Source organism: Ignavibacteriales bacterium (genome assembly GCA_026390795.1).
GTDB lineage: Bacteria > Bacteroidota > Ignavibacteria > Ignavibacteriales > Melioribacteraceae > Fen-1258.
Window position 1 is genome coordinate 221,215 of the sequence record JAPLFG010000005.1, and the last position, 20,515, is coordinate 241,729.

Annotated in this window: 24 protein-coding genes; 6 read left to right on the forward strand and 18 right to left on the reverse strand. The window is 36.0% G+C overall.

Annotated features, from left to right (window positions below; genetic code table 11):
* Positions 1–194 precede the first annotated feature (194 nt).
* From surE to NTX65_17020, 4 genes are read left to right on the forward strand one after another with little or no spacing between them, the layout of a single operon-like run.
* Complete coding sequence (gene surE, locus NTX65_17005) at positions 195–971, forward strand: 5'/3'-nucleotidase SurE (protein ID MCX6171036.1); 777 nt, start codon at positions 195–197, stop codon at positions 969–971.
* A gap of 7 nt (positions 972–978) precedes the next feature.
* Positions 979–3,114 carry a hypothetical protein gene (locus NTX65_17010; protein ID MCX6171037.1) on the forward strand — a complete coding sequence of 712 codons (2,136 nt, stop codon included), beginning with the start codon at positions 979–981 and terminating at the stop codon, positions 3,112–3,114.
* Positions 3,115–3,143: 29 nt separating this feature from the next.
* Positions 3,144–3,548 (forward strand): bacteriohemerythrin, encoded by a 405-nt coding sequence (locus NTX65_17015; protein ID MCX6171038.1) that lies wholly within the window; start codon positions 3,144–3,146, stop codon positions 3,546–3,548.
* Positions 3,549–3,560: 12 nt separating this feature from the next.
* Positions 3,561–4,244: a ComF family protein gene (locus NTX65_17020; GenBank protein MCX6171039.1), complete on the forward strand. Its 684-nt coding sequence runs from the start codon at positions 3,561–3,563 to the stop codon at positions 4,242–4,244.
* Positions 4,245–4,661: 417 nt separating this feature from the next.
* On the opposite strand, the gene argS is transcribed toward NTX65_17020, so the two are convergent.
* From argS to NTX65_17045, 5 genes are all read right to left on the reverse strand, one after another.
* Positions 4,662–6,290, reverse strand: a complete 1,629-nt coding sequence (gene argS, locus NTX65_17025; protein MCX6171040.1) for an arginine--tRNA ligase — start codon at positions 6,288–6,290, stop codon at positions 4,662–4,664.
* A 23-nt stretch (positions 6,291–6,313) separates the two neighbouring features.
* On the reverse strand, positions 6,314–6,664 hold the full coding sequence (gene rsfS, locus NTX65_17030; GenBank protein MCX6171041.1) for a ribosome silencing factor: 351 nt from the start codon (positions 6,662–6,664) through the stop codon (positions 6,314–6,316).
* Between the two features lie 88 nt (positions 6,665–6,752).
* On the reverse strand, positions 6,753–7,241 hold the full coding sequence (locus NTX65_17035; GenBank protein ID MCX6171042.1) for a LytR C-terminal domain-containing protein: 489 nt from the start codon (positions 7,239–7,241) through the stop codon (positions 6,753–6,755).
* 63 nt (positions 7,242–7,304) lie between these two features.
* Entirely contained in the window at positions 7,305–7,805 is a 501-nt protein-coding gene (locus NTX65_17040; protein MCX6171043.1) for a hypothetical protein, read from the reverse strand.
* 184 nt (positions 7,806–7,989) lie between these two features.
* Positions 7,990–8,451, reverse strand: a complete 462-nt coding sequence (locus NTX65_17045) for a RidA family protein (GenBank protein ID MCX6171044.1) — start codon at positions 8,449–8,451, stop codon at positions 7,990–7,992.
* A gap of 117 nt (positions 8,452–8,568) precedes the next feature.
* On the opposite strand from NTX65_17045, the gene mazG reads away from it, so the two are divergent.
* Positions 8,569–9,333: a nucleoside triphosphate pyrophosphohydrolase gene (gene mazG, locus NTX65_17050; protein MCX6171045.1), complete on the forward strand. Its 765-nt coding sequence runs from the start codon at positions 8,569–8,571 to the stop codon at positions 9,331–9,333.
* Between the two features lie 66 nt (positions 9,334–9,399).
* Here the strand turns inward: mazG and NTX65_17055 are convergent, their stop codons facing one another.
* The 13 genes from NTX65_17055 to dapF all read right to left on the reverse strand — a co-directional run bounded on the left by NTX65_17055 (position 9,400) and on the right by dapF (position 19,801).
* Entirely contained in the window at positions 9,400–10,341 is a 942-nt protein-coding gene (locus NTX65_17055) for a PhoH family protein (GenBank protein MCX6171046.1), read from the reverse strand.
* Between the two features lie 111 nt (positions 10,342–10,452).
* On the reverse strand, positions 10,453–11,157 hold the full coding sequence (locus NTX65_17060) for a LysM peptidoglycan-binding domain-containing protein (protein MCX6171047.1): 705 nt from the start codon (positions 11,155–11,157) through the stop codon (positions 10,453–10,455).
* A 30-nt stretch (positions 11,158–11,187) separates the two neighbouring features.
* Positions 11,188–11,457, reverse strand: a complete 270-nt coding sequence (locus tag NTX65_17065) for a hypothetical protein (protein ID MCX6171048.1) — start codon at positions 11,455–11,457, stop codon at positions 11,188–11,190.
* A gap of 95 nt (positions 11,458–11,552) precedes the next feature.
* Positions 11,553–12,230 (reverse strand): DNA repair protein RadC, encoded by a 678-nt coding sequence (radC, locus tag NTX65_17070; protein MCX6171049.1) that lies wholly within the window; start codon positions 12,228–12,230, stop codon positions 11,553–11,555.
* 30 nt (positions 12,231–12,260) lie between these two features.
* Positions 12,261–13,802, reverse strand: coding sequence for a glutamine-hydrolyzing GMP synthase (gene guaA / locus NTX65_17075; GenBank protein MCX6171050.1), 1,542 nt, complete (start codon positions 13,800–13,802; stop codon positions 12,261–12,263).
* 80 nt (positions 13,803–13,882) lie between these two features.
* Positions 13,883–14,260 (reverse strand): glycine cleavage system protein GcvH, encoded by a 378-nt coding sequence (gcvH, locus tag NTX65_17080; GenBank protein ID MCX6171051.1) that lies wholly within the window; start codon positions 14,258–14,260, stop codon positions 13,883–13,885.
* Positions 14,261–14,270: 10 nt separating this feature from the next.
* A complete protein-coding gene (accC, locus tag NTX65_17085; GenBank protein MCX6171052.1) occupies positions 14,271–15,611 on the reverse strand; it encodes an acetyl-CoA carboxylase biotin carboxylase subunit in 1,341 nt (446 codons plus the stop codon).
* Positions 15,612–15,637: 26 nt separating this feature from the next.
* Positions 15,638–16,135, reverse strand: a complete 498-nt coding sequence (gene accB, locus NTX65_17090; GenBank protein ID MCX6171053.1) for an acetyl-CoA carboxylase biotin carboxyl carrier protein — start codon at positions 16,133–16,135, stop codon at positions 15,638–15,640.
* Entirely contained in the window at positions 16,113–16,679 is a 567-nt protein-coding gene (gene efp, locus NTX65_17095) for an elongation factor P (protein MCX6171054.1), read from the reverse strand. The genes accB and efp overlap by 23 nt, the downstream gene beginning before the upstream one ends.
* A gap of 92 nt (positions 16,680–16,771) precedes the next feature.
* The gene (locus NTX65_17100) at positions 16,772–17,461 is read right to left on the reverse strand and encodes a tetratricopeptide repeat protein (GenBank protein ID MCX6171055.1); all 690 of its coding nucleotides are present in this window, start codon (positions 17,459–17,461) and stop codon (positions 16,772–16,774) included.
* 54 nt (positions 17,462–17,515) lie between these two features.
* The gene (locus tag NTX65_17105; GenBank protein ID MCX6171056.1) at positions 17,516–18,565 is read right to left on the reverse strand and encodes a CehA/McbA family metallohydrolase; all 1,050 of its coding nucleotides are present in this window, start codon (positions 18,563–18,565) and stop codon (positions 17,516–17,518) included.
* 58 nt (positions 18,566–18,623) lie between these two features.
* Positions 18,624–18,929 (reverse strand): MFS transporter, encoded by a 306-nt coding sequence (locus NTX65_17110; protein ID MCX6171057.1) that lies wholly within the window; start codon positions 18,927–18,929, stop codon positions 18,624–18,626.
* Between the two features lie 17 nt (positions 18,930–18,946).
* Positions 18,947–19,801, reverse strand: a complete 855-nt coding sequence (gene dapF / locus NTX65_17115) for a diaminopimelate epimerase (protein MCX6171058.1) — start codon at positions 19,799–19,801, stop codon at positions 18,947–18,949.
* Positions 19,802–20,009: 208 nt separating this feature from the next.
* Here dapF and NTX65_17120 point away from each other — a divergent pair, with 208 nt between their 5' ends.
* Positions 20,010–20,474, forward strand: a complete 465-nt coding sequence (locus NTX65_17120) for an NYN domain-containing protein (protein MCX6171059.1) — start codon at positions 20,010–20,012, stop codon at positions 20,472–20,474.
* Positions 20,475–20,515: the final 41 nt, after the last annotated feature.

Here is a 20,515-nt window from a genome sequence, read left to right on the forward strand (position 1 = left end):
AAAAATGAAAATAGTTTTTATGAATCGCATTGTGATATATATTTTTTTAGGCGGATAAAATTAAACTTTTTTGTTAAAAGATTTCTGTTTTTCTTTACCAACCAAATAACAAAAATGATTTCAATGCTTCTCCCCATTTAAGTATATTTGCAATTAAATGATCACATAATATTAATTCAATCAATAGGACTATATTGAAAATACTTATCTCAAATGACGACGGAATTGATTCACACGGTATAGCAGCCCTTGCAAAAGAACTTAAAAAAATTGGTGATGTAATTGTAATTGCACCACGAACCGAGCAAAGCGCAGTTGGTCACGCAATAACTATGAAATTCCCACTTAGAATTACAGAGTATTCCAAAAACGGCGACTTCTTTGGTTATGCTATTGACGGCACACCTGCTGATTGCATTAAGATTGGCATCAGAAATATTATGAAGACGCCGCCGGACATTGTTATTTCTGGAATCAATTGCGGTTCAAACACTGCAATCAATATAATTTATTCCGGTACGGTCTCCGCAGCTCGTGAAGCAGCGATCATGGATATTCCTGCCATTGCCGTTTCGGTTACAAGTCATGATCCCCAACATTATGAATATGCTGCCAAGTTTACCGCAGATCTAACAAATCTTGTTGTTAAACATAAATTAAAAACCGGTACACTATTAAATGTGAACGTTCCGGATTTGCCCGAAGAAGAGATTGCGGGAGTCCTTCTAACAAAGCAGGGTAAATCGAAATGGGACGATATCTACGAAGAAAGAAAGGACCCTTACGGAAAAGGATATTACTGGCTTACCGGAAATTTGATTCAAGCCGATAGTTCATTGGAGACCGATCAATTTGCCGTGAAACAAAATTATGTTTCCGTTACTCCGATCCATTTCGATTTAACCGATTACGAAACTTACGATACAATGAAAGAATGGCACCTTGAGAAAATGTCCAAACATAAATTTTGAACTGTAAATGAATTGGTTCAATAGTTTCAGCATTCTAACCTCCGGCAGCATATTGTGGATTTTACTTTTCTTCATTCTGCTTGCCGCTTTTTCGCTTTTTATTTACAAGTATACAATTCCAAAAGTTACATTTCGTCTAAGAACATTTCTGATCATTCTTCGCTCTTTAATTTTTGGTTTGATTCTGTTTCTAATCTTCGAACCTGCTCTCTCATTTATTCAGAGAGAAAGGATTGAATCAATGACTTACGTTTATATCGATAACTCAAATTCTATTGCGGCAAAAGACAGTTTGAATAAGTTAAACCAGACAGTTTCCTTTATAGATGAATTGAAAGTTTCCGGTGAAATAAATGCAAGGTTTTTTACTTTTGGTAAAAAGATTGATTCCATCGATGCCGGTCAACTAAAGAAAATAAAATTCGGTGAGCCGCTCACAAATTTTTCAAATGTTATTGATCATATAAAAAAAAATAATGCTCAAATAAATTCAGTTGTCATCTTAAGCGACGGTATTATTACAGACGGAATTGACCCCACATATCAGGCTGAAAAATTACAGATACCGATATTCACAATCGGCGTTGGTGATTCCGCGCAAAAAAAGGATGTGGAGATTTACAATGTTCTTCACAACCAATTTATTTATGCGGGAAAGATAACGCAGATAGATATCGCTATTAAAAATAATGGGTACGAAAATAAACAAACACAAATTTCTTTATTTGAAGAGAAGACCTTTATTGAATCAAAAAATATTACACTGAGCGAAACCGGAATAGATAAAATTTCCTTTAACTATAAACCGGCAAGCGGAGGTGAGAAGAAATTGCGTGTTGTAGTATCTCCATTGGAAGGAGAAGCTTCTGCCGCCAATAACAGCAGAACATTTTTCATTAATGTTCTGGATACAAAATTAAAGATTTGTCTGATCGCGGGCGCTCCTTCTACCGATGTTTCCGCTATTGCTAAATCAATTTCTGTTGATAAGAACATTCAGCTGAAAAAACTAATACAGATCTCACAGAATAAATTCTGGAATGATGTTAAACCGGCAGTCATCGATAGCGCCGATCTTCTCTTCATAGTTGATTTTCCAACCTCTAATTCATCACAAGCATTGATCGATAAAATTGCATCAGTGATGACTCAGAACAAACCCTTTTTCTTTCTGCTCTCCGGTAATGTGGTTCTTTCGAAGTTGGGAGAATTTGAGAATGCTCTCCCCTTTTCATTTTCCAAACCGGTAAGTGAGTTTTTACAAGTGCAGCCTGATTTGAACACGGAATCTTTTTCTTCCTATTTCTCAACTGGTAATAATCAAAGAAATATTTGGGACAACCTGCCACCGGTTTCACAATTTGCGACTGAGCTTACAAGTAAACCCGGAAGCAAGGTACTGGTGAAATCCCAAGTGAAAAATATTCCAATTGGTAATCCGTTAATTATTTCGAGAAGCTTAGGAAAGCAAAGAGCGTTTTCAATTTTGGCTGGAGATATTTGGAAGTGGCAGCTCCAGACAGCCGAAAAGAATCCTGAATTCTTCGATAATTTTATAAATGACATTGTGAAATGGCTAAGTGCTTCATCTTTACAAAAACAATTTAACATTACCACTGATAAAAAATTTTATGCAACATCAGAAGAAGTTACTTTTACTGCCGAGATGTACGATCAAACTTTTACTCCAATAGATACAGCAAATATCACTTTGAAAGTCTCCTCAAGTTCCGGGACACGTGATTTAACTTTTTCGCCGAACGGAAACGGTCTTTACTCCTCCGGTTTCTTGCCTGTTGAGTCGGGGGATTATAGCTTTGAAGGAACTGGGGAATTTAACGGAATGAAATTGAAGAGTGCGGCCGGGAGATTCAGTGTAGGGGAAGTGCAAATTGAAAAATTAGATACACGCATGAGGACTGATTTTTTAAAATCACTTGCAAATTTAAGCGGGGGTAATTATTATTCTTTGGATAATCATTCAGGGTTGATGAAGCTGCTGGCGAGATTGAATCAGAATTCTTCAAAAGAAAAAATAAGCAAGGATGAGTATCAGCTTTGGTCAAACAAATGGGTTTTATTTTTCATTATTTTATTATTTGCGACCGAGTGGTTTACCAGAAAGAGAGCTGGAATGATTTGATATAGAATTTTCAATTTCAGGAAAATAAAATGAGCTTTATTGATTTCAGGGCAGAGTATAAAGTTTACATCCGTTCGATTGACTGCGAACACGAAATTATCGCGGGGATTGTAAATTCAATTCACGAATCAATTTTAAAAACCGATAAAAAAATAACACTTGCTGAATTAAACAGACTTCTTGAAGTTCTTGAAAGTCATTTTGAAAATGAAGAAAGACTGATGAAGGAAAATCAATTCCCCGGTTACTTTTCCCACAAACTCGAGCACGACCGTTTTTATAATCAAATGCTTGAGACAATAGAAAAATTTGGCAAAGAACAAACGGCACTTGATTCGAATAGTCTTCTGGGAATAAGGCGCTGGTTCTTCAATCACATTGATATTAACGATCGTAAATGCGGACAGTTCTTATCGGATAAAGGAATTTCATAATAGAGAAGTTAGATGGATTTTCTAACTGAGGTTATTGATTTTTTCCTTCCGCGGTTTTGTTCTTCTTGTAAAACAAAACTCTCTCTAAATGAAGAGATTGTTTGCGAGTCTTGTTTTTCCAAAATTAAACATGCGGATCAGGAAAGACTGAATTGCGAATTTGAAAGAAAATTCAATTCGGCTAAAATTATCAGCGGATTCACTTCCCTTTTTATTTTTGAAAAAGATAAAGAACTTCAGCATATAATACACGGATTAAAATACGACGGCAAATTTAGAATTGGAATATTTTTAGGTAAACTTTTAGCTAACGAGTTGAAAAACAAATTTTCTGAATGGAATATTGATTTTATTGTTCCGGTTCCTCTTCATCATTTGAAAAAGGCGGAACGCGGATACAATCAATCTGAGTTCCTAGCGAAGGGAATGAGATCAGTCCTGAAGATATCGGTTGAGAATAAACTTATTAAACGAAACCGGTTTACTGAAACTCAGACCAATTTAACATTGCCAGAAAGAAAAGAGAATATTTATAACGCGTTCACAATGAAAAATAGAAATATTGTGAAGCAAAAAAATATTTTGCTATTGGATGATGTTATCACCACAGGTGCCACAATTGCTGAATGTGGGAATACCCTATTAGAGAGCGGTGCTGCTAATGTGTATGCAACCTCGGTTGCAATTGCAGATTAATATTTCCAACAGATATGCTTAAACTTCAGAATCTCTATAGCTAGACTGCCAAGTTTTCCAACTGTTAAATACTTTTAGTTATTCGATTTGAATTCCTTAAATAACTCACCAACCTTGTAAGAGGTTAGTAAAATAAAAAGAAGTAGAATTCCTAAAATTAGCCAGCCGTTCATATTATCTCCGTTAATATCTACTCTATTATCGAAGAATATTTATCCAAATTAAGTGCCATCTTTTTTCTGTTCTTCTGATTTCAATTAGAAGGCTAATTATGATAATTGAGAAATTTTGAAATGTACTATTTACCGATATGCGAAAATATTTTTTTCTGCGTGCATATTATTCGCAATTATCAAGTTAAAGGTGGGAAGCAAGAACCGTAAAAAGCTAATTGCTAATGGCTTTTGACTCGTCTTATTACATCTTATTCGGTGCGTTCACACCAAGAATTGATAATCCGTTTCCGAGAACTGTCTTAACAGCTACACAAAGAGCAATCCGAGCTTCGGCTAAATTCTTTTCACTTCCAATTATCCTACATTCGGTATAAAATCTATGGAACAGTGCCGCAAGTTCTTCAAGATAAATTGTAATTCTATGAGTCTCATAATTCTCCGCGCTGTAAAGAACATCTTCCGGAAATTCGAAAAGTTTCTTTAGAAGATTTTGTTCTTCTTTGGTTGAGAGCAAATTCAAATTATCCAGAGAAGGATTTAATCCCTCGTCAACAGTCATCCTTAGTATAGAAGAAATTCTTGCATGCGCATACTGAAGATAGAACACCGGATTTTCATCGGATTGTTTTTTTGCCAGATCAAGATCAAAATTTAAATGGCTGGTGATGCTTCTCATATTAAAGAAATAACGGACCACGTCGCTTCCCACTTGATCAATCAACTCGTCCAGTGTAATGTAATTAGCCTTGCGTGTGGACATCTTAACTACTTCACCTTTTTCCATAATCGTTACAAACTGATGGATCAGCACTTTCACTTTGTCCGTATCATAACCCAAGGCGCGCAAACCGGCAAGCACATCCGGATATGTAGCATTATGATCAGAACCGAAGAGGTCGATCATTAGATCGTAACCGCGTTCGTATTTTGTAATGTGGTACGCAATATCCGGCAGACGGTATGTAGGTTCACCGGTAGATTTCACAATTACTTTATCATTCTCGTTGCCGAGTTCGGATAACTTTAACCAAACGGCGCCATCATTTTCATAAGAAAGATCTTTCTTTTTAAACTCTGCTAAGAGAGAATCGATCTTTCCTTCTTCATATAAAACATGCTCGTTGTAAAAATTTTTCATACGGATTTGAATCCGCTCAAGTGTTTTTATGATATCACCGAATATTTCTTTCTCCGCTGCTTGTTTAAAAACTCCTTCAGCGCTTTCTTCAAGAAATTTTTCACCGTTTTCATTTTTGAGTTCTGCAGCAATTTCTTTAATGTACTCGCCCTGGTAGTAATCGTCGGGGAACTCAATTTTCTGTCCGAGTAATTCCAGATAGCGTAAGCGAACGGAATCACCTAGAACACGCATTTGTCTACCGGCGTTGTTGAAATAATATTCACGGTCAACAGAATAACCGATCCATTCAAGCATATTCGCTACCGTATCACCGACAACCGCGTTTCGACCATGCCCAACGGTCAGCGGACCGGTTGGATTCGCCGAGACGAACTCTACCATTGCTTTCTTGCCGGCATATTTTTTTGACTTTCCAAAATTTTCTTTATGCTGGAATATTTCTTTAACAATCAGAGTATTAAATAGCGGAGTAAAATAAAAGTTAATAAATCCTGGTCCGGCAATTTCAACTTTTTCAATTACGTTTTTATCAAAATCGAGAGAACTGATAATTTCTTTCGCAATCTCTTGCGGTTTCAGTTTCAATTTCTTTGCTAAAATCATAGCGGCGTTTGTAGCATAATCGCCATGATCTTTCTGGCTTGGAACTGTGAAGACAATTTCAACTTCTTTTAGGTAAGATAGTTTTGCTTCTGTCTTTTTGAAAAGATCTATTAAGTAATTTTTCAATTATTCTCCGGAATTAATAAAGACTACACTTCATTCTTTATTTTAATAACAGGCGCATCGCCCCAAAGTTTTTCCAAATTGTAATAGCTTCGTGCATCTGCCTTAAAAACATGGACGATGACATCAAAGTAATCGAGAATAACCCAATTTAAAGTCTCAAATCCTTCCTTGTGAAAACATCTGATTCCTTTATTGTGAAGCTGATCATCAATCTCATCGGCAATTGCTTTCACCTGTCTGTCGGCGTCAGCCGAACAAACAATAAAACAGTCGGCAATACCGGAAAGTTTTCTAAGGTCGAGAATATTTATGTCGAAGCCTTTTTTTGTTTTGATGATCTCAGCAATCATCTTTGAAAATTTTAGTGGATCCAATTATGCCTCTTTTCTTTTGCTAATTGAGTGAACTTGTTTCCATGCATAATATTTTATCAACTGCATCATTCGTGAATTGACTAAAATATTATTTGAACGGAGCTAAATTAAAATAATCTTTCCCGACTATAATCGAGACATCTAAAAAGTAATCTTTATTGAGCTGCTGAATTACATTTTCCTTTTTAATACCAAGGATTTTTGCAGTCTTGAAAGCATTTGCCATATTTCCGGACCGATCAATGACGAGACTTTCGTTAACATCATCGGAGATGTAATTACCGGATTTAACTACGTCGAGATTATTATTCCGGAGAAAATCAGTGAAGCGGTCTGCAACACCGTTCACTCCGCTTCCATTAAGCACTTCTACCTGTATAATATCTGAAGCAACCTGTTCGGTAAATTGATCATCTTTTATATGCTTGTTATTTGCCAGTTTTAAATAAATAGAATAACCCATATAAATGATTATAGCAGCTAAAAGAAAAATTGAAACATTAAGAATCAAATTTAGTGTGGATGATTTTAGACCAGCCGATTTAGAAGTTTTTTTTCTTGTGTTGTTCTGTTCCAATGATAATTGCGCTCTAATATTTTTTAAGACGTGCGCAATTTAATAAAAAAGTATATCTCTTTCTCAGAAGCCCCAATTGTTTAAATAACTTCCTCTATCAAATGGAGAGAATCCGCCGTAACCGTATTGAGAATAATATCCGCCGGGCACATTTCTGTACTGAATCATAATGTTCATATTATCAGACGCCTTAAAATTTAATTGAGCGCGGCTGATATAAACGCCGTTGATCTGCTTTGAAAATTCCGGTCCGTATGAATTGTAGGGAGTATTAACTAAACTAATATCTGTTTCCAAATTTAGTCTATCGTTGAATTTGTAAGACATGCTGTTAGTATAAACACCAAGAGCCATATTACCATTACCGCCGAATGAAGAGAATGAAAGACCAAAAGAATGGTGCATACTGAAATTATCTGGATTTATAAATCCAAGTAATGAGCCAAACGAATTGTTCTTTACTATTCCGCTTCTGATATCCGGTTTTTGGTTTGCTTCATCGCGGAATTGTGCATTGGAAACCGAAACTGCAAAAACAAAAAGTATTAGAAAAAGTTTTTTCATTTCATTTCCCTTTCAAAATCTATCTTTGAACAGCGGCAAAGTTCATTTTGTTTCTGTAATTATAATAAATCTTACTGCTCAATTTTATCGTATCCAAGCGTCATAATCAAGTCAATTCTGCGTTTCTTTATTCTGATGAAAGATCATATTGATGCATAATGATCAATAATCAATAATCAATTCCCTAAGTATTCACTCTTACAATCATTTCGATCTCAACGGGAGAATTCATAGGCAATTCTGCAACACCCACCGCGCTTCTTGAATGCTTTCCTGCATCGCCAAAAACTTGTACTAGAAAATCGGAAGCGCCGTTTGCAATCTTTGGTTGAGAAGTATAACCGACAGCAGAGCTTACAAATACGGTTACCTTTACAATCTGTTCAATTTTATCGAGATCGCCTATCAATGATTTTACGGCACTTAAACAATTTATGGCAGACATTCTTGCGCATTCAATCCCTTTTTCCTCAGAAATTTCGTATCCAATCTTTCCTTCGGCTAATAATTTCCCATTTACAAATGGGAGCTGCCCCGATGTAAAAATTAAGTTGCCGCTTTTTTGTGCCGGGATATAACTTGCAAGAGGTTTCGGCGGTGTTGTTATTTCGAAACCGGTGAGTTCTTTGATTTTCTTTTCAATCATTTTTACCTCTCAAATATTCTGTTTAAATATATCAAAAAAATAATGATAAAATCTTGCGGAAAAATTTCTTGATTCAATTACCGATAATTATCTTTGCACACAAAATCGGAGAAAGAAATGACAGGAGAGAAGTTCGAAAAACTTTGGCTAATTATGAAGCGCTTAAGAGAAGAATGCCCGTGGGATAAAGAACAGACTCATGATTCAATTAAAGCGGCTTTGCTTGAAGAGACATACGAAACAATCGAGGCAATCGATCTGAAAGATTATGATGAACTTAAATCTGAACTTGGCGATCTACTTCTGCACATTGTTTTTCATTCTGCTATTGCAGAAGAGAATAAAACTTTTTCAATTGATGATGTGATCGATTCAATAAGCGAAAAGATGATTCGGCGCCATCCTCATGTTTTCGGGGATACAATAGTCTCGGGAACTAAAGATATTTTGAGAAACTGGGAAGAGATAAAATTAACGGAAGGACGGGATTCTCTTCTTGAAGGTGTTCCCAAAAATTTACCGGGTCTTGCCCGCGCATTTCGTCTGCAAGAGAAAGCTTCTAAAGTAGGATTTGATTGGGAGAAAAAAGAAGACGTTTGGAAAAAAGTGATTGAAGAAATTGAAGAGATGCATGAAATGGAACGATCCGGTGATAAGGTAGAATTTGAAAAAGAAATGGGCGATGTTTTCTTCGCACTTACTAACTATGCAAGATTTCTAGGTATTCACCCCGAAAATGCACTCCGGCTTACAAATGAAAAATTCATCAAACGGTTTAATTACATTGAGCAAAAAATAAAAGAGAGCGGGAAATCATTAACCAAATCTAATCTTGAAGAGATGGATAAATTCTGGGAAGAGAGTAAATCAATATTCGGTTAATGAAATACAATTTTAATAGTGAAGGTTTTTTAATAGTATTTCATAAAAGTAAAAATAGTATTCTATTTAAGATCCTTTGCCATTATTGTTATAATGTTTTTCGTATGCGTTAATGATATCTTTAACTAGTTTATGTCTAACTACATCACCTTTGTCAAAGTAAACAAATCCCACTCCTTCAATTCCATGAAGTATTTCTTTTACTTGAACTAATCCGCTTTGTGAATAACTCGGCAGATCAATCTGAGTAATATCTCCAGTAACAATTGATTTTGAGTTAGGACCGAGACGTGTTAAAAACATTTTCATCTGCATACCGGTTGCGTTTTGAGCTTCATCCAGAATAACGTAAGCATTATTCAAAGTTCTGCCGCGCATGTAAGCCAGCGGAACAATTTCTACAACTCCTTTTTCAAGATAATTTTTTAACTGTTCTCCAGGAATCATCTCTTCTAAAGCATCGTAAAGAGGGCGGAGATATGGATCGATCTTTTCTCTGAAATCACCCGGAAGAAATCCAAGACTCTCCCCCGCTTCCACAGCGGGTCGGGCAAGAATAATTTTTTTTACTATCCCTTTTTTGAGTGCAGCCACAGCAAATGCAACTGCAAGATAAGTCTTTCCTGTTCCGGCAGGACCGATCGCGAAACAGATATCATTTTCCTTGACACTTTTAATGTATGTTATTTGGTTCGGCGTTTTTGCTTTGATCACGTCTTTTTTGGAGTAAAGAATTATGCTGTCAAGCTCGTTATCACTTATAATTTCTTTTCCTTGAAGAGTGAGGTCAATAATTGTATAGACGTCATTTGATTGAAGTTTGCCAGTCGTATTAAGAACAAAGATCATTTCTTTTACAACTTTTTCAATAGCCGATACTTCTTCTGCTACACCTTGAACAAAAACATTATCTCCGCGCACCGTAACATTTGAAGTAAATCTCTCCTCGAGCGGTTTAATATTGTTGTCATTAACCCCCATGAAAGAAAGAAGATCTACATTTTCCAATTTTAAAATTTTTTCTACTTGCGTATTAACCTCCGTTATAATACAAAAGCCCTCTTCAATTAATGAAAAGGGCTTCTTACTTATGATTCACTTCTAAATAGTTTAAAATCCTTATTTAACCGGAGCCTGAGTTTGTGTAGGCGGAGCCGGTTTATAGTTTCTTCTGATCTTCTCATATTTCGATTTTTCTTCTTCAGTCAAGAACGGAATTTTGAAGATCTGTTTCGGGAAGATTAAATCCGGATTTTTAATTTGGTCTCTGTTTGATTTATAAATTACAGGCCATGCAAAAGGATTTGCATAGTGTTCTTTTTTCTTAGCGATATTCCAGAGATTATCATTTTTAACTACTGTATAATTTAATTCTTTTGGTGCTTCTACCCATGCATCAAGTTTTCTTTGAAGCTGGTTATGAACCTTATCAAAAAATTCCGGCAGCGCACTAATTTTATTCTTCTTCATCGCATCCAATTCTGCCTGACGATCTGCTTTTGGTGCAACTTGACCGTCAATCTTTGAAGTAAGATCGGCTAATTGTCTTCTGAAGTTATCAACATCAGCTTTTTTAGCACCAAGCATTGCATAAAGTTCGTCAATGCAGGCGTCATAAGTTTTCAAATCTGCATTCATCTTTTTGAGATTTGCAACTTCTGTTTTTAATGAATTTAATTCTGTTGTAAGAGCTACTTTTCTTTCGGTCAGTCGGTTAATTTCATTCTGCCATTCCTCTTTTGTCATTTCTTTTTCTTGCGCAAAGAGATTGACAGAGAGGAGCATAACGAAAATGCCGGCTAAGAATAATTTGTAAACTTTCATTTAAACCTCCGTCAGTTATAAACTTTTTAATTACATCCCGATCTTATCGAGATTCTTTTTTGTTTCAGCTTTTTCTTTTGCGCATTGTTCAAGCTTTGCATTCTTTTCAGCAATCTCTCTTTCAATTGCCGATTTTTCTGCTTGTAACGAACCTACTTCTTTTTCAAGCGCTTTAACTTCTGAGCGAAGCGCTTCTAGTTCTGCCATCTGCTCTTCCGATACTCCGCTGCATCCGGTAAATCCTATGATGCCGGCAAAAAGGACTACAACAAGGGCAGAATTGATGATTCTTTTCATCATTTGAGTTCTCCTTTGGTTTGATGAGTTAATTTTTTGATTTGAAATATAATAATTTTCTCCTCCAAATGAAGTTGTTATTCAATATTTTGACTTTTTTATATAATACGTTTTTCAACCAAACTGGTGAATTTGTTCCCGGCAATAATTATATGGTCGAAGACTTGTATGTCCATGATCTTACCCGCTTCCACCATTTTGCGCGTTAATGAAATATCTTCATTGCTCGGTTCACTATTTCCGCTTGGATGATTATGGAGAAGAATTATATTCGCAGAATTATTTTCAATTGCAACTTTGAATACTTCACGGGGATGTACCACACTTGAATTTAGGTTGCCAACCGAAATCAATTCCATTTTAGTAATCTTGTTGGCAGAATTTAAACATACCACGTAAAATTCTTCTTTCACTTTATCACGAAGTAGCGGAATGAAGATTTCTGCAATGTCGTTCGGCGATGCAATTTTCTTTATTGAGAACAATTTCTTTTGAGTATCAATTCTGCGGCTTATTTCGAATGCGGCAATGAGCGTTGCGGCTTTATCTTTTCCAATTCCCAGCTGCTTTTGTATTGCTTCGGAGGTTTGTGAAGTGAGGTTGTTAAGTCCGTCCCATTTCTTAATTAAATCCTGAGCGACTTGTAATACACTTTTACCTTTTGTGCCGGTTCTTAGAAGAATAGCAATTAATTCTGTGTCAGTTAAACTTTGTACACCTCGCAGAATTAATTTTTCGCGCGGACGGTCGTCTATTGGCAGCTCTTTTACTTTCATTGCTTTTCTCCAGCTAATGATTGTAATTATTTATTCCCATTCAATTGTGGCAGGAGGTTTTGAGCTTATATCATATACTACACGGTTAACACCGCGTACCGAACGGATAATTTTATTTGATACCAATTCCAGAAAATCATGGTCAAAACGATACCAATCTGCAGTCATCCCATCTGTTGAAGTAACGGCGCGGAGAGCAATTACATTTTCGTAAGTCCGCATATCACCCATTACACCAACAGTTTGAATGGGAAGCAACACCGCAAATGCTTGCCAAATCTTATCATATATTTTTGCATTGTCGAGTTCAGTAATGAAAATATCATCAGCTTCACGCAGAATATCGAGCCGTTCTTCTGTAATCTCTCCAAGTACACGAACCGCAAGTCCAGGACCCGGGAATGGATGCCGGCGAATGAATATTTCCGGCAAACTAAGTTCACGCCCAATAGCACGCACTTCATCTTTGAATAGTTCTCTGAACGGCTCAATTAATTTAAGATTCATCCGCTCCGGTAGTCCGCCAACATTGTGATGTGTTTTAATTGTAGCAGAAGCACCTTTAACAGAAACTGATTCGATTACATCCGGATATAACGTACCCTGAACGAGGAATTCGGCGTCAGAAAATTTCTTTGCTTCGCTATCAAAAACTTCTATAAAAGTATTTCCAATGATTTTTCTTTTTATCTCCGGATCAGTGACTCCGGCAAGTTTGGTAAGAAAAAGTTCAGAGGCATCTACATAATCAATATGCATTTTATAATTATCACTGAACATTTTTTTAATAAACGCACTCTCATCTTTACGCATCATACCATGATCTACATGGATACATACCAACTGTTCACCCACAGCTTTATGAATTAGTACCGCGGCAACAGATGAATCGACTCCTCCGCTTAAAGCACAAATAACTTTTTTACCGCCGACTTTTAGTTTAACTTCAATTATAGTTGAGTTGATAAAATTTTGTGAAGTCCAATCGGCTTTACAGCCGCATATATCAAAAACAAAATTCTCTAAAATTCTTTTACCAAATTTTGTATGTGATACTTCCGGATGAAACTGAATGCCATATAATTTTTTGTCCGGATTAGATATTGAGCATAACGGCGAGTTTTCTGTTTTTCCTGTTACTGAAAATCCTTTTGGTAATTTGGTCACATAATCGCCATGACTCATCCAAATTATAGAACCATCATCGACACCCATAAATAGGAAATCATCTTCAAGTATTTCCAGATGCGCTTTTCCGTATTCGCGGTCATCGGCTGGTTCAACTTTGCCTCCCAGTACTTTAGACATTAGCTGCAAACCATAACAAATACCCAGCACAGGAATGCCGAGTTCAAAAATCTCTTTTGATACGGACGGAGAACCTTCTTCATTTACACTCATCGGTCCGCCACTTAAAATTATGCCAGACGGTTTTTCTTTTTTGATCAGTTCAATCGGGAAAGTATGCGGGTGAATTTCCGAATAAACTTTACTTTCACGAATCCGCCGTGCGATAAGTTGTGTATACTGAGAACCGAAATCGAGTATTAAAATTTTTTGTTGATGAGTCATATTTTTTTAGAGGTGTTAAGGTATCGTGGAAAATAATTGTCCGCGAAATTAATCGCGGACAAAAATAAATCTAAAAATTATTAACCGAGTTGAGCTTTGTAAGCTTCTGCACTGAGCAGATTATCTAATTGTGAAAGATCAGCAATCTCAATTTTAATAATCCAACCGGACGAATAAGGATCAGTATTTACAAGCTGCGGTTCATCATTTAGTTTTGTATTCAGTTCTAAGACTTTTCCTGTTACAGGAGCATACATATCACTTACTGTTTTAACCGCTTCAATAGTACCGAAAGATTCGCCGCTAGTTATTTCCGCTAAATCAGGTGCAATATCAATATAAACTATATCTCCCAATTCACCTTGAGCAAAATCTGTAACTCCAATTGTTCCAACGTTTCCTTCAACCTTTATCCACTCATGGTCCTTGGTATACTTAAGATTTTCTGGAATATTCATAATTACCTCTTTAGTTGATATTAATGTGTTTATCTATGAATGAAGTATCAAAATCACCTTCGATAAATTTTTCATTTTCTAGAACTTTCATATGAAATGGGATTGTGGTTTTGATACCTTCAATTTTGAATTCTTCTAATGCACGTCTTGCTCTATTAATAGCATGTTTCCGGTCCGTTCCCCAAACAATCATCTTCGCAATTAATGAATCATAGTTTGGAGGAATTACATAATCGTTGTAAACATGAGAATCGATTCTGACGCCAAAGCCGCCGGGAAAATGTAAATACTCAATTCGACCCGGAGATGGTCTGAAATTATGATCTGGGTCTTCAGCATTAATCCTAAATTCAATTGCATGTCCGCGGGGTTCGAGCGGTTTGTCTTCTATTGGGCGACCAGCAGCAATCAATATTTGATTTTTTACCAGATCAAAATTACGAACCATTTCTGTAACCGGATGCTCAACTTGAATTCTTGTGTTCATTTCTATGAAATAAAAATTCTGGTGCTTATCAACTAGGAATTCAATTGTGCCGGCACCTTCATAATTTACAGAACGAACTCCAAGAAGTGCAGCTTCGCCCATTTTTTTTCTAACCTCATTGGTAATAAACGGTGATGGAGATTCTTCAATTAATTTTTGATGTCTTCGTTGAATTGAACAGTCTCTTTCACCATACTGATAAAAATTTCCGTGAGTGTCGCATAAAACTTGTATTTCAATGTGGCGTGGATTTTCAATGTACTTCTCTAAATAAAGATCTGCATTATTGAATGCGGCTCCGGCTTCATTGCCGGCGGTTTGAAATGCTTTTTCAATTTCGCTTTCATCCCAAACAATTCTCATTCCTTTACCGCCTCCTCCCGCAGATGCTTTCATCATAACAGGATAACCTATTTCTGCGGCAATTTTCTTTGCTTCTTCAACATCATGTACTACACCGGCACTTCCGGGAACAACTGGAACGCCGACTTTTTTCATTGTCTCTTTTGCAAATGCTTTATCACCCATTTTCCGGATTGAATCTGGTGAAGGACCTATGAATTTAATATTTGATTCGGCACAGATCTCGCTGAAATCTGCATTCTCAGCAAGGAATCCATAACCAGGATGAATAGCATCTGCACCTGTTATCTGGGCTGCGGAAAGGATGCTACTAACTTTTAGGTAACTTAGATTACTTGGTGCAGGGCCAATGCAAACAGCTTCGTCTGCAAAAACTACATGGAGAGAATCACGGTCAATTTCACTATAAACTGCAACAGTGGGTATTCCCAACTCTTTGCAAGTTCTAATAATTCTTAGTGCTATCTCACCGCGATTAGCGATTAAAATTTTCTTAAACAAAATTTCCTCTTGAAAGTTTGATAACACTACGCAGTCTCAATCAGAAATAGAGGTTGATTATATTCAACTGGAGTGGCGTTTTCAACTAGAATTTTTACAATTTTTCCGCTAACGTCACATTCAATTTCATTCATCAGTTTCATTGCTTCAACAATGCAAAGAACCGAACCGGCAGTAACAACATCACCAACCTGAATATAAGGATCTGCATCAGGTGCCGGAGCGCGGTAAAATGTTCCAACTATAGGAGATTTTACTTCATGAAGTTTTGAAGATTTTTCGGCAGGTGTAATAGTTTTCGCATCAACTTCGGTTATTACCGGGGATTGCGATAGAACTAATTGCCTTGAATAATCACCAGCCGGTTGATACTGAACTTGATTTAGATTTTTGGAAATTTTTACTTTGAGATCACCTTCAGCGACTTCAAATTCGGTGATTTCACTTTGCTCAACTAATTTAATGAGCTTTTTGAGAAGATTTATGTCCATGCCGTCACTCTTAATTTTTAACTCGTTCGACATATCCACCTGTTCTTGTATCAACTTTAAGAACATCACCTTCGTTGATAAACAGTGGAACGTTTATTTTTGCCCCTGTTTCAAGTTTTGCAGGCTTCAGTGCACTGTTTGCGGTGTCTCCTTTGAAGCCTGGTTCGGTTTCAACTACTTTAAGCGCAACAAAAATTGGAATTTCTGCAGTGATAATTTGATCTTTGTCGTCAAGTAAAAGTTCGATCTCAACACCTTCTTTCAAATAAACTTGTCCTTCTCCAATTACGCTTTCGGCAACAGTCATTTGTTCATAAGTTCCATTATCCATTAGAACCAGTCCGCCGGTTTCTCTAAAAAGATATTGATATTTTCTTCTTTCGACTCGAATAATTTCAACACCTTCACCGGAACGGAAAGTATTATCCAATACACGGCCTGTTTTCAAATTTTTCAATGAGGTTCTAACAAACGCACCGCCTTTACCCGGCTTTACGTGCTGGAATTCTACAATTACATACGGCTCATTTTTATACTTAATGATAAGACCATTTCTGAAATCGGAAGTATCTGCCATAAAAATTTTAATCCTTCTAACTTATTAAAATATAGCCACCGCTCGATCTAAAATCAAGGATGGGATTAAATGAATTGCTTACGAAAATTGAATTAGCTCTCAATTTGAATGATATACCGGTCGATCTCAGAAAAAGCAGCGCTTGTTTTATAATCTTTTTTGATCATTTCAAACACCGTTTTTGCTTCGTCTTTCTTTCCAGAATTGAGCAAGTTTACTCCTGCTCTTAACAGATATTCTGCATTTGCTGGATTGCTCTTAGAAATTTTTGCTGCCTCTTGGTATAAATCTGCTGCTTTGTCAAATTCCTTTTTCGATTCTAGTACTCCGCCTTTACCCGCAAGAGATGTGGCTTTGAATAATGGATTTGAACCTGAATAATCATTGAACATTTTGTAAGCTTCTTCATTTTTTCCGAGCATCGAATAAGCGTTTGCAAGATAAATTTTAGCTGTTTCGCCATTTTCTGTGCTGCCGTATTGATCAACAATTTTATTCAAACCGACTGTGTTTGAGGAGGGCTGTCCATCAATAGCATCTTTAAATGCACTTGATTCATACAACGGAATTAATTTTGCGAGAAGACCGGCAGCAATTTTATTATCGCTTGCCCTTTTATTCATAAAAAGTGTAACTCCAACTGCTACCAATGCAATTGCAGCAACACCAATTAATATCCGGGCCTGGTTTTCAAGAAAAAAATTTTTAATGGTGTAATAACTTGTAACAAGTTTGTCTTCTTTCATTTGTTTTTTAGTAATCTTTTTTCTTCTCTCTAACACTTTTAACCTCGTTTGTTGATAAATCTAAAAATTCGGGGCGAAATCTAAGAAAAATTATAGACCAATTCTAATATGATTTGAAAAAATCCATGCATTTTGGTTTATGTAGACTTCTACACGATAAACGCCCTTTTCTTTAACCAAAAATTGAGTAAATGAATCGTTTATTGAAAAAATTTCTTCGCCGTTTTTAATGATTTTGATCTTTACATTCTGTTTAGGAGTTTGAATTCGCAATTTTAAGTCATTCAAAAGAGGTATCGTTTCTCCCATCTGGTAAATATTCTCTCCTTCTTCCGCTGTAAATCTAAATCCTTTTGCATCACCATGATAGGAATTGGAGACAAAACATCTGCCCTCTTCAAGAGCTTTATAAATCTGTTTTTTTGCTGAATTGATTAATACTGAGTCGGTTGAAATTTCGACTTCTTCTTTGAGAAGTATGTGCGTTCTAATTGATTTGAATAAAACTTTGTAGGGAAAAACTTCCATTTCCACAAAGCCGAATACATTAACTTTATGAGCGTGTGCATCTACTCCGCCAATACCAACTACTTTCCGTTTTAGGTTTAGTTTATCCCATATTTCAAGAGTGTCACTTGGAGGGGCCGAGATTGATTTAAGCGGGTGTAAAAAATAATTGTATTTATTTTGTTCGGTAAGTCCTTCCATCCATTCAGACATATGATTCCAAATTTCAATTCCAGTGAAGTCTTCGGAACTCCATTCTGTCCATGGATAAGCCGGATGCTCTTTCATGGAGGATCTTTTTTCATTCGGGTGCGCAATAAAACCGATTCCGCCAGCTTCTTTTACTTTACTAACATATTCTTTTGCGGAAATTCGAGTAGAATAAGCCTCGTTAATACCAAAAGCGAGATAATGATTTTTGTTCTCCTTGTCGTTTATTTCACAACCGACAAGCAGAAGTGTTTTACCGTACCAGCCTTCAAATCCTTCATGAAGTGCCCGCAAAGTATTATGATCGGTAAGTAAGATAAAATTAAGCCCGGATTCGTTTGCAAACTGAGCAATATCTTTAACTTCGCCCGAGCCATCAGAATAAACTGAATGGATATGTAATGCACCAATGTATTCAAACATTTAAATTCCCGGATCAATCTGGCGTGAATTAATCCAATTAAATGAAAGATATGAACAATTAAACGTTGTTCACTTCAAACAAGGTAGTATATTGTGTTGACTGCTCTTTGATCATATCGGAAAGTTTTGTCATTAGAATATCTATGCGTTCGTCGGTATTGTCTTCAAAATTCTCATACGATTCTTTACTTTTAAAAATATATATCTCCTCAAAGTTATTCGGTTTATTTTTCTGTTCAAATACCGAATAATTTTCTAAACCATCTGCCTTTACCAAATTCTTTAATTCACGAACTACATCCAGGTATTCTTCTCGTTTTTCCGGAAAAACATTATAACGAATGGAAAAAATTACTTTACTCATTGAGCTCCTCGATTATATTATATTAATAATTCTCCCTTAAAAATTATTTCTGCAAGTCCAGTTAAAGAGAGTTCCTGCACTTTCTGATTCTCAATTTTAAAATCTACCGTTAACACATCACCGCTTTGCGGGTGAATTTTAATCGGCGGATTAAAATTATTTTGAACAAAAGAAATTAACGCCGAAGCAACGGACCCGGTGCCGCAAGAAAGAGTCTCTTCTTCAACGCCCCGTTCATAACTTCTAATTCTAATTTCGTTGTTATTAAGCTGAACAAAATTAACATTGGTTCCTTCGGGTGCAAAATCTTTGTGATAACGAATTTCTCTCCCAATTTCAAAAACTGGAAAGTCATTTATATCAGTATAGAAAGAATTTGCTTCTGCCGGATTTCTAAGAACATCGTTTATCTTTATTACAATATGCGGTGAACCAGTATCAACATAAGATGCCGGAATTAACTGATTAGCGGCTTTAATCTTGAAATTCTGTTTCATCTTTTTCGGATTATTAAGAAAGAACTTAATTTCTCCGTTTTTTAATACTTGTCCGGAATATTCAATATCATTTGCTATAAATTTGATCTCATCTTCAGCAAATCTGCCGCTTATATTTCCATATCTAATAGCACATCTTGCGCCGTTTGCACATAAACTTCCGGTCGATCCATCTGAATTAAAGTATTTCATCTCAAACGCGTAACCAGTAAGGTCAGAGATCAAGAGAACACCATCGGCACCAATACCAGTGCGTCTTTTACACAGTTTATTAATGACTTCCGATGTTAATTCAACTTCCGGATTGATTTTTTTATCAAACAAAATAAAATCGTTACCGGCGCCGCTCAATTTTGTGAAGTAAAGGTGCATCATTCTGGTTTCAAATTTACGGCATTAATGTCCCTAAAGCAACGAAAATTGGGTGCTGGCACGGTTTTTATGCATACGATTTTTGATAATCAGCCCGAATAATTATTCGCCGAGTTACACGTTGGGATAAATATGAGTACTTCCAATTCCATATATTAGTTCTGTATTTAAAGAAACTTCCAATGAGTAGAATTAGGGAAAATAATATTCGATGAACTACTACATAATAGATGGAAATAATTTAATAGGTCGGATAAAATCATTACAGCAAATTCAAAAAAAAGATAAACAGGCCAGCCGTGAACAATTAATTTATTTTCTTAATAGACATTTTGCAGGCAAGAAGGTAAAGCTTTCACTTCATTTGGATGGGCATCCGAATCTCCCTCTATCAATTTCAAAAGGAAAAATAACGTATTCCTTTAATCAGCCATCCGATAACTTTATTAGAAAAGAAATTGAAATCTCTTCCAATCCAAGATTGATAACCCTTGTAACTTCAGATCATAGTTTAATGAACTTCGGAAAAGTTTGCGGCTGTAAGGTAATATCAGCGGATGATTTTTATAGAGAAACCGAAAAATCTTCTGTAAAGAATGATGAGGCGGAAAAGATAAACCAGTTAGAAAAAAATAATGATGAGTTCCTAAAACTTTTTCAGAATAAAAAAAGGTAGATTTTCATAAATCTAGAACAATTTTACTTTGTCTACTAAAT

Excerpts from the sequence above, each read along its gene's own strand:
- NTX65_17010 (MCX6171037.1), top strand. The coding sequence starts at position 979 with ATGAATTGGTTCAATAGTTTCAGCATTCTAACCTCCGGCAGCATATTG.
- NTX65_17015 (MCX6171038.1), top strand. The coding sequence starts at position 3,144 with ATGAGCTTTATTGATTTCAGGGCAGAGTATAAAGTTTACATCCGTTCG.
- NTX65_17020 (MCX6171039.1), top strand. The coding sequence starts at position 3,561 with ATGGATTTTCTAACTGAGGTTATTGATTTTTTCCTTCCGCGGTTTTGT.
- NTX65_17040 (MCX6171043.1), bottom strand. The coding sequence starts at position 7,805 with ATGAAAAAACTTTTTCTAATACTTTTTGTTTTTGCAGTTTCGGTTTCC.
- NTX65_17045 (MCX6171044.1), bottom strand. The coding sequence starts at position 8,451 with ATGATTGAAAAGAAAATCAAAGAACTCACCGGTTTCGAAATAACAACA.
- mazG (MCX6171045.1), top strand. The coding sequence starts at position 8,569 with ATGACAGGAGAGAAGTTCGAAAAACTTTGGCTAATTATGAAGCGCTTA.
- NTX65_17060 (MCX6171047.1), bottom strand. The coding sequence starts at position 11,157 with ATGAAAGTTTACAAATTATTCTTAGCCGGCATTTTCGTTATGCTCCTC.
- NTX65_17065 (MCX6171048.1), bottom strand. The coding sequence starts at position 11,457 with ATGATGAAAAGAATCATCAATTCTGCCCTTGTTGTAGTCCTTTTTGCC.
- radC (MCX6171049.1), bottom strand. The coding sequence starts at position 12,230 with ATGAAAGTAAAAGAGCTGCCAATAGACGACCGTCCGCGCGAAAAATTA.
- guaA (MCX6171050.1), bottom strand. The coding sequence starts at position 13,802 with ATGACTCATCAACAAAAAATTTTAATACTCGATTTCGGTTCTCAGTAT.
- gcvH (MCX6171051.1), bottom strand. The coding sequence starts at position 14,260 with ATGAATATTCCAGAAAATCTTAAGTATACCAAGGACCATGAGTGGATA.
- accB (MCX6171053.1), bottom strand. The coding sequence starts at position 16,135 with ATGTCGAACGAGTTAAAAATTAAGAGTGACGGCATGGACATAAATCTT.
- efp (MCX6171054.1), bottom strand. The coding sequence starts at position 16,679 with ATGGCAGATACTTCCGATTTCAGAAATGGTCTTATCATTAAGTATAAA.
- NTX65_17105 (MCX6171056.1), bottom strand. The coding sequence starts at position 18,565 with ATGTTTGAATACATTGGTGCATTACATATCCATTCAGTTTATTCTGAT.
- NTX65_17110 (MCX6171057.1), bottom strand. The coding sequence starts at position 18,929 with ATGAGTAAAGTAATTTTTTCCATTCGTTATAATGTTTTTCCGGAAAAA.
- dapF (MCX6171058.1), bottom strand. The coding sequence starts at position 19,801 with ATGATGCACCTTTACTTCACAAAATTGAGCGGCGCCGGTAACGATTTT.
- NTX65_17120 (MCX6171059.1), top strand. The coding sequence starts at position 20,010 with ATGAACTACTACATAATAGATGGAAATAATTTAATAGGTCGGATAAAA.